The 12136-nt window shown below is 73.4% G+C and carries 12 protein-coding genes; 5 read left to right on the forward strand and 7 right to left on the reverse strand.

Annotated elements, in window-relative coordinates; translation table 11 throughout:
* Nucleotides 1-84: 84 nt before the first annotated feature.
* Both IEZ00_RS34725 and IEZ00_RS34730 read right to left on the reverse strand, forming a co-directional pair.
* The gene (locus tag IEZ00_RS34725) at nt 85-810 is read right to left on the reverse strand and encodes an NUDIX hydrolase (protein ID WP_189227595.1); all 726 of its coding nucleotides are present in this window, start codon (nt 808-810) and stop codon (nt 85-87) included.
* Nucleotides 811-861: 51 nt separating this feature from the next.
* Entirely contained in the window at nt 862-1497 is a 636-nt protein-coding gene (locus tag IEZ00_RS34730; RefSeq protein ID WP_189227620.1) for a hypothetical protein, read from the reverse strand.
* Between the two features lie 188 nt (nt 1498-1685).
* Here IEZ00_RS34730 and IEZ00_RS34735 point away from each other — a divergent pair, with 188 nt between their 5' ends.
* The 3 genes from IEZ00_RS34735 (at nt 1686) to IEZ00_RS34745 (ending at nt 4396) form a co-directional block, all read left to right on the forward strand.
* Nucleotides 1686-2744, forward strand: a complete 1059-nt coding sequence (locus IEZ00_RS34735) for a medium chain dehydrogenase/reductase family protein (protein WP_373293258.1) — start codon at nt 1686-1688, stop codon at nt 2742-2744.
* Nucleotides 2745-2885: 141 nt separating this feature from the next.
* The gene (locus IEZ00_RS34740; protein WP_189227596.1) at nt 2886-3401 is read left to right on the forward strand and encodes a SigE family RNA polymerase sigma factor; all 516 of its coding nucleotides are present in this window, start codon (nt 2886-2888) and stop codon (nt 3399-3401) included.
* Nucleotides 3398-4396: an LCP family protein gene (locus IEZ00_RS34745; RefSeq protein WP_189227597.1), complete on the forward strand. Its 999-nt coding sequence runs from the start codon at nt 3398-3400 to the stop codon at nt 4394-4396. The genes IEZ00_RS34740 and IEZ00_RS34745 overlap by 4 nt, the downstream gene beginning before the upstream one ends.
* A gap of 31 nt (nt 4397-4427) precedes the next feature.
* Here the strand turns inward: IEZ00_RS34745 and IEZ00_RS34750 are convergent, their stop codons facing one another.
* Nucleotides 4428-4910, reverse strand: a complete 483-nt coding sequence (locus IEZ00_RS34750; RefSeq protein WP_189227598.1) for an SRPBCC family protein — start codon at nt 4908-4910, stop codon at nt 4428-4430.
* A gap of 498 nt (nt 4911-5408) precedes the next feature.
* Between IEZ00_RS34750 and IEZ00_RS34755 the strand changes: the two genes are divergently transcribed.
* Nucleotides 5409-6905 carry an FAD-dependent monooxygenase gene (locus tag IEZ00_RS34755; RefSeq protein ID WP_268248885.1) on the forward strand — a complete coding sequence of 499 codons (1497 nt, stop codon included), beginning with the start codon at nt 5409-5411 and terminating at the stop codon, nt 6903-6905.
* 107 nt (nt 6906-7012) lie between these two features.
* A complete protein-coding gene (locus IEZ00_RS34760; protein ID WP_189227600.1) occupies nt 7013-7873 on the forward strand; it encodes an LLM class flavin-dependent oxidoreductase in 861 nt (286 codons plus the stop codon).
* A 106-nt stretch (nt 7874-7979) separates the two neighbouring features.
* Here the strand turns inward: IEZ00_RS34760 and IEZ00_RS34765 are convergent, their stop codons facing one another.
* The 4 genes from IEZ00_RS34765 to rsgA form a co-directional block, all read right to left on the reverse strand.
* On the reverse strand, nt 7980-8669 hold the full coding sequence (locus IEZ00_RS34765) for a DUF1062 domain-containing protein (RefSeq protein WP_306344711.1): 690 nt from the start codon (nt 8667-8669) through the stop codon (nt 7980-7982).
* A 60-nt stretch (nt 8670-8729) separates the two neighbouring features.
* Complete coding sequence (locus IEZ00_RS34770) at nt 8730-10112, reverse strand: pyridoxal phosphate-dependent decarboxylase family protein (RefSeq protein ID WP_189227602.1); 1383 nt, start codon at nt 10110-10112, stop codon at nt 8730-8732.
* A gap of 227 nt (nt 10113-10339) precedes the next feature.
* Nucleotides 10340-11071: a class I SAM-dependent methyltransferase gene (locus IEZ00_RS34775; RefSeq protein WP_189227603.1), complete on the reverse strand. Its 732-nt coding sequence runs from the start codon at nt 11069-11071 to the stop codon at nt 10340-10342.
* Entirely contained in the window at nt 11068-12120 is a 1053-nt protein-coding gene (gene rsgA / locus IEZ00_RS34780) for a ribosome small subunit-dependent GTPase A (protein WP_229796395.1), read from the reverse strand. The genes IEZ00_RS34775 and rsgA overlap by 4 nt, the downstream gene beginning before the upstream one ends.
* Nucleotides 12121-12136: the final 16 nt, after the last annotated feature.

A 12136-nucleotide genomic window follows, 5' to 3' on the forward strand; every position in this document is an offset into this window, starting at 1 on the left:
TGAGCGCAACTAATTTCCTTGACACAGAGCCAATTGTCACTTCGACAAGATCGACTGGCGGACGGTGGGGGGTGCGCTGCCCGCTCAAGCTCGACGCGCGCGCGACCGCTCGGCGTCCGCCGAGCGCGGCCGCATCATCGGCGGCGTCAGCGCGGTCGCGTCGCCCGCCCGGTAGAGGGCTGCGGGGCGGCCGTTGACCGCCGGGCGCTTGCCCCCGGTCGGCACCACGAACCCGGCCGCGTCGGTGACCTTGCGGTGGAAGTTCGGCTTGTCCAGCTCGACCCCCCACACCGCCTCGTAGACCTCGCGCAGCTCGCCGATGGTGAACTCCGCGCCGCAGAAGGCGGTGGCGATGGTGCGGAACTGCAACTGGTCCCTGGCTAGCTCCACCGCGTCGCGCAGGATCTCGTCGTGGTCGAACGCCAGGCCCAGCCGCCGCACCTCGGCCACCGGCAGCCACTGCGCGGACCGGGCGTCCGACCCGGCGGTGGGCAGCGGCAGGTCGGGGGCGATGGCCAGGTAGGCGCAGGTGACGACACGCGGCGTGCGCGGGTCGCGGTCGGGTGCCGAGTAGACCCCCACCTGCTGCAGGTGCAGGGCCCCGGCGTCCATCCCGGTCTCCTCGGACAGCTCCCTGGCCGCCGTCTGGTCCAGGCTCTCGTCACCGCGCAGGAACCCGCCCGGCAGCGCCAGCTCGCCCGCGAACGGCTCGTTCCCGCGCTCCACCACCAGCACGCACAGCCTGCTCTCCCGGATGGTCAGGATCACGAGGTCCGCGGTGAGCGTGACCTTCTGCCGGGCGCGGCTCATGTCGGCGAGGGTACCCAGCGCCCCCGCCAGGCGGATGATCGACCGGGGTGGCTACTCGCAGGCGATGCCGTCGCCATCGCGGTCGAGGTCGTAGATGTCGTCGCCGATCACGCGGACCGGACCCGTCACGTACGCCGGGCCGTTGCCCTTGCCGTCCCGGCAGTCCACGTCGTCGGCGATCGGGACGCAATCGCTGTAGTTGGGGTCGCAGCCCGGCTGCGGCACGGGCGCGACCTGCGCCGTGGTCGTCCTCGGCACGGCCTGCTCTTGCGGAGGCGGGGGTGGCGGCAGCGGGGCGACCGTGGTTGTGGTGGTGGTGGTGGTCGGCTCTGCCGTCGTTGCCGTGGTGGTCGGTTCGGCCGTCGTCGTGGCGACGGCCGCGGTGGTCGTGGTCGCGGTCGTGGTCGCGGCCGTGCTGAGCGGGGCCGTTCCCCTCGGCGAAGTCCGCTCGTCGCATCCGCTCGCCGAGCCGACGACCAGGAGCAGCCCCACGACGGCGACGGCGATCCGCGCGGGCTCGCGGGCCGGGAAGGCGTTCCGCCCCCTGCTACCGCGCTGGACCACCGCCTCGCGACCGGGTCCGCCGCCACGCGAAGCCACCACGTCCCGGCGGAGCTCTTCCCCGGTCACCGGGACCGCGACTTCGGCCCCGAGCATCACCGGACCACTCGGCGAATTCTCGATCATGGCGCACTTCCGGCGTAGAAGGCGATCCATCCGCCCACGCGGGTGGAGGCCCCATGCTACGCCGATCGGACGAGCGCGGATCGGTGAAAACCGTTGCGCCCCAACGCTGTCACGCCTGGTGCCCACCCGGTGGCGGCGCGTTCGCCGTTTGACATCCGCCAAGTGTGAGTGTGTACTCACATACATGAGTGAGTGACCAGACACTCACAAGATGGGAGAAGCAGGTGGAGACCACCCTGGAAGTCGTGCTGCCCGGCGTCGTCGAGCCGGACGGCCTGGTGCTGCGGCGGCGCGAGCTGCCCGCCCCCGAGCGCGGGCAGGCCCTGGTCCGGGTCGAGGCCAGCGGCGTCTCGTTCGCCGAGCAGCAGATGCGCCGCGGCAAGTACTACGACCAGCCGCCGTTCCCCTTCACCCCCGGCTACGACCTGGTCGGCACGGTGGCGCGGGTCGGCGGGGACGTCGACCCGGCGATGGTCGGCAAGCGGTACGCGGCGCTGACCAAGACCGGCGGCTGGGCGGGCCACGTCGTGCTCGACGCGGCGGACCTGGTCCCGGTGCCCGACGGCGTGGACCCCGCCGAGGCCGAGACGCTGGTGGTCAACGGCATCACCGCGTGGCGGATGCTGCACCGGATCGCCCGCGTGCGCGCGGGGCAGACCGTGCTGGTGCACGGGGCCAACGGGGGCGTCGGCTCGACCCTGGTGCAGCTCGCCCGGCTCGCCGGGGCGCGGGTCATCGGCACCGCCTCCCCGCGCCACCACGACGCGGTGCGCGCCCTGGGCGCGACGCCGGTCGACTACCGCGACCCTGACCTGCCCGGCCGGGTGCGCGAACTGGCGCCGGGTGGGGTGGACGCGGTGTTCGACCACGTCGGCGGCCCCGGCATCGTGGACTCCTACCGGCTGCTCGCGCCGCGCGGCACGCTGGTCGGCTACGGCACCGCGGCCACCCGTGACGTCCAGGGCTCCTCGCGGCTGCCGGTGCTCAAGCTGCTCGCCCGCCTGATGTGGTGGAACGCGCTGCCCAACGGCCGCACCGCCACGTTCTACAACATCTGGGCGGGCAAGCGGAACGCCGCCCGGTTCCGCACCCGGTTGGCCGAAGACCTCGGCGCGGTGTTCGCCCTGCTGGCCTCGGGCGAGCTGCGGGCCCAGGTCGCCGCGCGGGTGCCGCTGGCGGAGGCGGGCGAGGCGCTCGCGCTGGCCGAGTCCGGTACGGTCACCGGCAAGGTCGTGCTGATCCCCTGACGCCGCTTCAGGACGCCACGCGGCCGATCCCACCGCGCGGCGCACCACACCCGGAGTGTGAGCCGCGTCACTGCGTTCAACGCCAGCGGCGCGTCCCGAGGTTTCCCGACCGCAACGGACACCTCGGCAGAAGGGGACGACGTGCCGGACGGGTACGAACAGTTCGTCGCCGATCGGCTGGATCGGCTTCTGCGGTACGCCACGGCGATGACGTGCGACCGCTACCTCGCGCAGGACATCGTGCAGGAGGTGCTGCTGCGCGCGCAGCGCCGTTGGCACCGCATCGGGGCGTTGGACGCCCCGTACCTCTACGTCAAGCGCATGGTGACCAACGAGTACCTGTCGTGGTGGCGGCGCAGAGCGGCCCGTGAGGTCACGTCGTCGCACAGCGCACTCGCGGAGGTCTCACCCCCGGTCGACGACCCGGCCGTGCGTCACGCGGAGCGCGACGCGATGCGCGCCAGGATCGCGGTGCTGCCCCGCAAGCAACGCGCCGCACTCGTGCTGCGCTACTACGAGGACAGCACGGACGCGGAAATCGCCGCGATTCTGGGATGCGGTGAGGGAACCGTGCGCAGCCACATCTCCCGTGCGTTGAAGACGTTGCGCGCCAACCAGAACACGAATACCTCATCCGCCGCGGAGGTGCTGCGATGACCGATCACGAAATGCTCATCCGCGAGGCAATCGCCGCCGAAGCGGCCCGAGCCGTACACCCTGGAGCCGTGTTGGCCGAGTTGGAGAAGAAGAGGGCGCGCCGCCGCCCCATGGCCCTGATCGCGGCGGGCGGGCTGACCGCCGTCGCGGCGGCGGTCGCCCTGGTCGTACCGCTGACCATGGGTCGCGGCACCCCGCCCTCGCCCGACGCGGCGGCGCAGTCGTCGGCCGCGGTGTCGCCGACGGCGCAGAACGTCCTGGTGTTCGGGCTGGACGAGGACGGCTACACCGACTCGATCGCACTGACCCGCTTCGGCGGCGACGGTTCTATCAGCGCCGTGTCGATCCCGCGCGACACCTGGATCGAGACTCCCGGCGGCACGGTCAAGGCGAACTCCGTCTACCGGGGCGCGGGCTCGGGCGTCGAGGGCAGCAAGGCCCTTGTGACCGCGGTCGAGGCGATGGCCGGTGTGCGGATCGACCACTACGCCGCGGTGGACATGACGGCCTTCACCGCCGTCAACGACGCGGTGGGCGGCGTCGAGGTGTGCCTGCGCAACGCCACCGAGGACGACTACAGCGGCGCCGATTTCCCCGCCGGGCGCCAGGTGCTGACCAGTGACCAGGCGTTGGCCTTCGTGCGCCAGCGCCACGGCCTGCCGCAGGGCGACCTGGACCGCGTGGTGCGCCAGCAGGCGTTCCTGCACGCCGCCGCGGCCAAGGCGCTGGCCGCCCCGGACACCCTGCCCGCGCTGGTGGGCGTGGTCCGCGAGCACGTCCGCGTGGACGAGGGCTGGGACGTGCTCGCCCTGGCCCGCGGTCTGCGACCGGACGCACCCGTGCGCACCGCGACGATCCCGGTGGGCGAGCAGACGAGCACCGAGCGCGGGACGGGGTTGTCCGTGGACCCCGCCGCCGTCCGCGCGTTCGTCGGCGAGTTCCTGGTGGACGCGCCCGCCGGGGGAGCGCCGGGGGGCGACGGCTGCGTGGCCTGAGCCGGTGGGGGTCCACGCGGCCCCCACCGCTTCACGCCAGGGTGGGCAGCATCCCGGCGAGGCGGTTGAAGCTGGCGTCGACGCCGTCGGCCATGCCGGTCGCCAGCACCGCGTCGCGGACCTCCTGAGAGGCGAAGCGGGAGGTCTGCACGACGGTGGTGCGGCCGTCGCGCTCGGTCAGCTCCAGCGTGACGACCGACTCGTTGCCCTCGTAGACCTCGGTGTTCACCACCCGCGAGGGCCGCGTGACCTCCCGGTACACGCCGCTCATGCCGAACTCCTCGCCGGTGCTGTCCCTGCGCCAGACCCAGCGCCACGCGCCGTCCACGCGCAGGTCGATCTCGCACACCGACATCACCCAGCCATCCGGCCCGAGCAGCCAGCGGGAGACGTGCTCGGGCCGGGTGAAGGCGTCGAACACCAGCTCGCGCGGGGCGTCGAACTCGCGCGAGATGGCGATCTCGACCTCGGACGGGGTGGTGACGACGGTGCGGGACTCGTTCGCCGTGGTCATGACGACCTCCTTGGATAACCGATTGGTTATTTAACCTTGCGGTTAGCAAACACCTCGGGGGTCGGCGCTGTCAACCCCTCCGCGAGGGCCGCCAGCGGTACGTCGACCGACGCGGGGCGCGGTGAAAATTCACCTGCCTCGCGGACCGCGATGTGCTTCACTGCGCCAAGCTTCACCACGTCGAGCGACCGACACCTCAGTCGGCCCGAGCGGTGGACCGCCGGTCGACGCAGCGACATCGCGCGACGGCCCCGCGTTGACGCGACCGGGACTCGCCCCGCCGGGGAACTCCCGGCGCCGCACCCCGGACTCGATCACCGGACGCGACCGCCGGACCGCTCGACACCCCACCACGACTCGGCCCTCCGGCCTCGGACCGGGGCGACGCCTGCCGCATCACCGACGACCGGTCCGCCGGGAGGGCTCCAGCGGAACAGGAGAACACCAATTCACATCACGACAACACCGTTACCCAGCACCAGCCGCACGGACTACGACGTGCTCGTGGCGGGGGCGGGTCCGGTCGGCCTGATGCTCGCGACCGAACTGCGCTTGGCGGGCACGCGGGTGCTCGTCGTCGAACGGCGGGAGGAACCCGACACCGCCGTCAAGGCCGGAGCCGTCAACACCGCCTCCGCGCTGGCCTTCGACCGGCGCGGCCTGCTCCCCGCCCTGGAAGCGGCGCTGCGGCGGTCGCAGCCCGAAGCCCCCCGCGCCGCGGGCTCTCGGCGACCGCCCTTCGTCGGGCACTTCGGCGGCATCCCGGTCCCGGCGGACCCCGTCGACCGGTCCGACCCCGACCTGCGCGACCGCGGTCGGACCGGCTGGTACCTCATGGTCCCGCAGGTCGAGGTGGAACGGGTGCTCAGCCTGCGCGCCGCAGAACTGGGCGTCGAGATCCGGCGCGGGGTCGAGGTGCGCGGGTTCGACGCGGACGGGGCAGGAGTCACCGCTCACCTGTCCGGCGGCGACGACGTGCGCGCGGCGTGGCTGGTCGGCTGCGACGGGGGACACAGCCTGGTCCGACGCTTGGCGGGCTTCGAGTTCACCGGTACCGGCCCCGGCATCACGGGCCGTCAAGCGGTAGTCGCCCTAGAGGGGGGCGAGCGGTTGGGACAGGGGTGGCAGCACACCCCCACCGGGGTCTACGCGCACGGGCCGACGCCGGGTCGCGTGCGCACCGTCGAGTTCGACGGCCCGCCCGCGGACCGGCACGCACCGGTCACCGCGGCTGAGATCGAGGCCAGCCTGCGACGGGTCAGCGGCGTGGACGTCCGCGTGACCGAGGTCATCAGCGCCGCGCGCTTCACGGACAACGCGCGGCAGGCGAGCGACTACCGGCGCGGTCGCGTGCTGCTCTGCGGAGACGCCGCCCACGTGCACTCCCCCTTCAGCGGCCAGGGCCTGAACCTGGGCCTGGGCGATGCCGTCAACCTGGGCTGGAAGCTGGCGGCCACGGTGCGGGGGTGGGCGCCCGAGGGCCTGCTGGACACCTACACCGCCGAGAGGCACCCGGTGGGCGCCTGGGTGCTCGACTGGACCCGCGCCCAGGTGGCCGTGATGCGCGGCGACGCCGACACCCGCGCGCTCAGGGGAGTGGTCGCCGACTTCCTCGGCACGCGCGACGGCGCGACCCACTACGTGAAGCGGGTCTCCGGCCTGTGGCAGCGCTACGACCTGGGGGGCGGTCACCCCCTGGTCGGCGCGACGATGCCCGACCTGCGGCTGGACGACGGCACGCGGCTCGCCGAGCACGCTCACGGCGGCCGGGCCCTGCTCGTCGACCTTGCCGCGGACGACCGGCTGGCAGCCGCGGCGGAACCGTACGCCGAGCGGCTGGAGCTGATCCGGGGCGGTTCGCAGGGGAGCGGGCTGAGCGGCCTGCTGGTGCGTCCCGATGGGGTCGTGGCCTGGGCGTCGGCCGATGGCGACACCGCAGGCTTGGAAACCGCCCTGATCCGCTGGCTGGGGACGGGCACCGGTCGCCCCGGCTGAGCGCCGCCCCGACCGCGCGTCACCCGATCTTGCTAGCGGATTTCGATTGACAGACGAACAGGCATTCGGTTCGATCGAACACAAGATCTGATCGAAAGGACCGTGCCATGAAGGCGGGCATCACCATCCTCCCCGAGTACCCCTGGGCCGAGGCCAAGCCGCGCTGGCAGGCCGCCGAGGCGTACGGGTTCGCGCACGCCTGGACGTTCGACCACCTGGGCTGGGGCAAACTGGTCGACGGCCCGTGGTACGGCTCGGTGCCGACCTTGGCCCTCGCCGCCGAGGCGACCTCGCGCATCGAACTGGGCGTGCTCGTGGCGTCGCCGAACTTCCGACATCCGGTGCCCTACGCCAGAGAGCTGACCACCCTGGACGAGGTGTCGGGCGGCCGGTTCACCCTGGGCGTCGGGGCGGGCGGCGTCGGCGGGTACGACCGCGCCGTCCTCGGCGGCCCGCCCCCGGCCAGCCCGGCGCGGCGGTTCGCCGAGTTCGTGGAACTGCTGGACCTGCTGCTCACCCAGGAGAAGGTGACCTGGTCGGGCGAGTACTACGCGGCCGTGGAGGCCCGCAACGCCCCCGGCTGCGTGCAACGCCCCCGGATTCCGTTCATCGTGGCGGCCAACGGCCCCCGAAGCCTGCGGCTGGCCGCCCGCTTCGGCCAGGGGTGGATCACCACGGGCGCCAAGCACGACACCCTCGACGCCTGGTGGTCCTCGCTGGCCGAGCTGTCGGCGCGACTGGACGACGTGCTGGCCGCGCAGGACCTGCCGCGCGACCACCTGCGCCGGTTCCTGCAAACCGACGCCGCCCCGGTCTTCTCACTGTCCAGTGTGGAGTGCTACCGCGACTTCCTCGGCCGCGCGGAAGAACTCGGCTTCACCGACATGGCGGCCCCGTGGCCGCGCAAGTCCGGCGTCTTCGCGGGCGACGAGCGCATCCTCGACACCGTGGCCGCGTTCATCAACTGACCCGGCTGCGCCGGGTCGGCTCGGCCGCCTGGGAGTCGGCCGCGCGTGGTGCCCGCTTGGCCCGCGCGGGTTTGCGCGGGCCAAGCGGTGAGTTGTGGCGTGCGGGTCAGCGCTTGAGGGTGAAGGTGAAGTCGTGGGACAGCTTGCCGGTCAGTGCGGCGGCCGAGACGATCCCGCCTTCCGCGATCAGCCGTTCCACCTCGGCTCGTGACAGGCCGCAGCCTTGGGCGATCAGTCGCGCGGGCCGGATGGGGATGCGGGCCGCGAAGTGGACTCGGACGTCGACCACCTCGTCGTCCTGGTGGTCCGGGCTGCCCGTGTCGAGCCGCCAAGTGGTGCCCCAGTCGAGGCTGACGCGGTTGCGGCGCAGGAGCGCGTCGTCCTGGAGCAGTTCCGCGATCAGGGCGGGATCGTTGTCGTTCAGGCGGCGCAGCAGTTCCGGCCGCACGGAGCGCACGTTCACCCGCTCCAGGACCGTGAGCTTCACGGTTCCCCGGCAACCGGCGCAGAGCACCAGGAGCCATGCGTCGATCAGCTTGTGGTTGGCGTTGACGCGGAATTTCCCGCTCGCCCGGAACCGCCCGGACGCGCAGGTGTGACAACGACGGAGGACTAATGGCAGGCAGGTGGGCACGACCACCCAGGTCCTGGGCACAGGAAGCACCGTTTCTGTGAGAAGTCCGCAGCAGGAAGAAGCGCGGCGCACAGGCGCGACCGCGCGACGATTCAGCGCTCGGGAGGTCTCACAGGGTGTACAACGGCACGTCCTCGACTGGGCGATGTGGTCCGACAGCACGGTAGAGGCGCCCGGCGGCGCTGTTCCACCGGTTTTCGGCGCCTCACCGCCGGCGGGCTCCTAGGCGCACGCCGAGGCGATGGCCGCGAAGGCGCGGTCGACGTCGGCTTCCCCGGTGCGCCAGTTGCTGAACGCCGCGCGCAGCGCGTGCTGTCCGTTGTAGACGGTCGGCGTCAGGAAGGTGTCGCCGGTGGCGGCGATGCGCCCGCACAGCTGCGCCACCCGCTGCGCCGTCGGCTCCTCGGCGAGGGTGAAGCACACGACGTTCAACCGCACGGGCGCCAGCAGGCGCAGGGCGGGAGTCCGCGCGATGTGGTCACCCAGCCGCCGGGCCGAGGCCACGCACCGCTCGACGATCTCCCGGTGCCCCGCGCGCCCGTAGGCGGTGAGGCTGAACCAGGCCGCCAGCGCGCGCAGCCGCCGGGAGTTCTCCGGGGTCAGGTGCAGGAAGTCCGGTTCCGCCGAGGGCAGCCCGAGGTAGGCGGCGGCGTTCTGGAACACCTTGACCTGCAGGTCCCGCCTGCGGGTGAACTGGACCGCCGAGTCGTAGGGCACGTTGAGCCACTTGTGCAGGTCGACGCACACCGAGTCGGCCTCGGCCAGTCCCGCCACCAGGTGCGCCAGTTCCGGCGACAGCGCGGCGAACGCCCCGAAAGCGGCGTCCACGTGCAGCCAGAACGGGTAGCGCTCGCGCAGTGCCGCGATGGCCCGCAGGTCGTCGAAGTCGACGGTGTTGACCGTGCCCGCGTTGGCGACCACCACCGCCGGGCGGCCGTCCAGCGCCGCCAGCGCCGAGGCCAGCGCGTCCGGGTCGACCGCTTCCCGGCCGGGCAGCGTGGGCACCGGGCGCAGGCTGTCGCGCCCCAACCCCAGCATCGCCAGCGCCTTGTAGGTGCTGGAGTGCGGTGCGCCGGAGAGCACCGCCACCGGCCCCAGGGCGGCGACGCCGGACTGCGCGACCGACACCCCGGCCCGCTCGCCCAGCCACTCGCGGGCCAGCGCCAGTCCGACGAAGTTCGACATGGTCGCGCCGGTGACGAACGCCCCGGTGTGGGTGTCGCCGAGGCCGAACAGCCCGGCCAGCCACCGCACGGTCTCGCGTTCCAGCTCCGCGGCGGCGGAGTCGACGCCGGTCGTGGCGTTCTGGTCGAACGCGGAGGCCAGCCAGTCGCCCGCGAGCGAGGCGGGCGTCGCGCCGCCGGTGACGAAGCCGAGGTAGCGCGGGCCCGCCGAGCCGGAGAACCCCGGTTCCCACCGCCGGGCGAACTCGGCCAGTGCCCGGTCGAACCCGACGCCGCTGTCGGGCAGCTCCCCGCCGGGCACCGGCGGCCTCGACACGACGGGGCGCGCGTCGAGGCCGCCCAGCGCGTGGGCGGCGAACCTGCCGGTGGTCTCCAGCAGGTCCGGCAGTGCGGCGAGGTCGGCGGCGAGCACGGGGTCCACGGCTGCTCCCAGCGTCGAGAGGTTCTGGCGTAGGGGTTCTGGCGAAGGGGTTCTGCGGACCGGACACTAGGTGCGCGACCGGGCCGTGTCCCGGTCCACTTCGCCGAAACTGGCCACCTCGCGGGCGCACGAGTTGGGCGTTCGGACACCGCGAACCGAGGGCTCCGGGTGCCCGGTAGTAGTTACCGGCCCTCCCGGAGCCCTCGGGTGGTACTTGCCGACGCGGGTTAGGGGGTGGTGGGTCTTGGGCGCAGCACGTAGCCGGTGTAGCCGTAGTCCGCGCCGTGGGCGCGGCGCAGGTCGATCTCCCGCCGCGTCCAGGCCAGCGCCTCCGCCATGCCGGGCAGCGCCGGGTCGGCGGCGTCCGCCCGGCGCTCCAGCGGCGCGTAGTACTCGTCGAACCAGTCCCGGTCGGGCAGGAGGTAGGTGGCGGTGACGGTGTAACCGGCGCGCGTCGCCGCCGTGATGGTCTGCGCCGTGGTGCGCAGCGGGTAGGCCGCGTCCCAGAAGGCGCGGGCGGCCGGGGCCGGGTCGAGCGTGGTCCAGCCGCACTCGGTCACCACGAGCGCGCCGCCGGGCGCCAGCAGGCGCCGCCACGCCGACAGCGCCTGGTCGAACCCCATGAGGTACGCCGAGCCCTCGGCCCAGACCAGGTCGAAGGAGGCGTCGGGGTAGGGCAGGTCGGTCATCGACCGGTGCTCCGCGGTCACGCGCAGCCCCCGCCGGACGGCCGACCGGCGCAGCTGGTCGAGGAACGGCTCGTGCGTGTCGACCGCGGTGACCTCGGCGCCCGCCTCGGCGAGCACCAGCGCGGAGCGGCCGGGGCCGCAGCCGATGTCCAGCGCCCTCGGCCGGTCCGGCAGGGGACCGGCCAGGGCGAGCAGCAGCCGGGTGGTGGCGTCCGAGCCGGGCCCCTGGCGCGGCAGGTCGTGGTGCAGGGCGAAGAATGCCTCGCTCATCCCCGCCCCCGCTCCCGGTAGAGCTTGCGCTGGAACCGGGTGATCGCCTTGCGCTCGTTCTTGCGGGCCAGGCGCAGGCGCGCGTCGGTGCGCGAGGCGATCCACTCGTTCTCCCGCTGCAACGCGAGGTAGCTGTCGAAGCGGCGCTGCGACAGCTCACCGGACTCGACGGCGGCCAGCACGGCGCAGCCGGGTTCGCCGCCGTGCGCGCAGTCGGCGAACCGGCACCGCTCGGCCAGCTCCTCGATCTCGGCGAACGCCTGGCGCACGCCGGAGTCGGCGTCCCACAGCCCCACCGCGCGCAGGCCCGGCGTGTCGATGAGCACCCCGCCGTGCGGCAGGGCGAGCAGCTCGCGGTGCACCGTGGTGTGCCTGCCCTTGCCGTCCGCCGCGCGGACCTCGCCCACGGCGAGCCGCTCGGTGCCCAGCAGGGCGTTGCCGAGGGTGGACTTGCCCGCGCCGGACGGGCCGATCAGCACGATCGTGCCGGTCAGCACGGCCCGCAGCGCGTCGAGGCCGTCGCCGGTGGTGGCGCTGACCGCCAGCACGTCGGCGCCGGGCGCGGCGGCGGCCACCTCGGCGAGCGCCCGCTCGGTGTCGTCGGCGAGGTCGGCCTTGGTCAGCACGACCACCGGCCGCGCGCCGCTCTCCCAGGCCAGGGCGAGCATCCGCTCGACCCGGCCGAGGGCGAGCCGGGCGGCCAGGGAGACCACGACGACGACGGTGTCGACGTTCGCGGCCAGCACCTGGCCGTCCGAGCGGCGGGACGCCGACGAGCGGACCAGTGCGGTGCGGCGGGGCAGGACCTCGGCGAGGACGGCCTCGCCGGGGTGCAGGGCGACCCAGTCCCCGGTGCACGGGAACGGGGTCAGGTCGGTCGGGATGGTGGCTCGGGTCGGGCCGGTGCCGGTGATGAGGTCGCACCGGCCCCGGTCGACGCGCGCCACGCGGGCGGGCACCAGGCCCGCTTCGCGGTGCGGGGTGAACGAGGCTTCCAGCGCCTCGTCCCACCCGTAGTCGGACATGCCGGGAAAGACGTTGTCGGACAACGCGGGAACTCCTGGT

This window comes from Saccharothrix coeruleofusca (assembly GCF_014648515.1).
GTDB classification, from domain to species: Bacteria; Actinomycetota; Actinomycetes; order Mycobacteriales; family Pseudonocardiaceae; genus Actinosynnema; species Actinosynnema coeruleofuscum.

Bases quoted from the DNA above. Each gene is read 5' to 3' on its own strand.
- IEZ00_RS34725 (WP_189227595.1), bottom strand. From the start codon at position 810: ATGAGCCGCGCCCGGCAGAAGGTCACGCTCACCGCGGACCTCGTGATC.
- IEZ00_RS34730 (WP_189227620.1), bottom strand. From the start codon at position 1,497: ATGATCGAGAATTCGCCGAGTGGTCCGGTGATGCTCGGGGCCGAAGTC.
- IEZ00_RS34745 (WP_189227597.1), top strand. From the start codon at position 3,398: ATGACCGATCACGAAATGCTCATCCGCGAGGCAATCGCCGCCGAAGCG.
- IEZ00_RS34750 (WP_189227598.1), bottom strand. From the start codon at position 4,910: ATGACCACGGCGAACGAGTCCCGCACCGTCGTCACCACCCCGTCCGAG.
- IEZ00_RS34760 (WP_189227600.1), top strand. From the start codon at position 7,013: ATGAAGGCGGGCATCACCATCCTCCCCGAGTACCCCTGGGCCGAGGCC.
- IEZ00_RS34775 (WP_189227603.1), bottom strand. From the start codon at position 11,071: ATGAGCGAGGCATTCTTCGCCCTGCACCACGACCTGCCGCGCCAGGGG.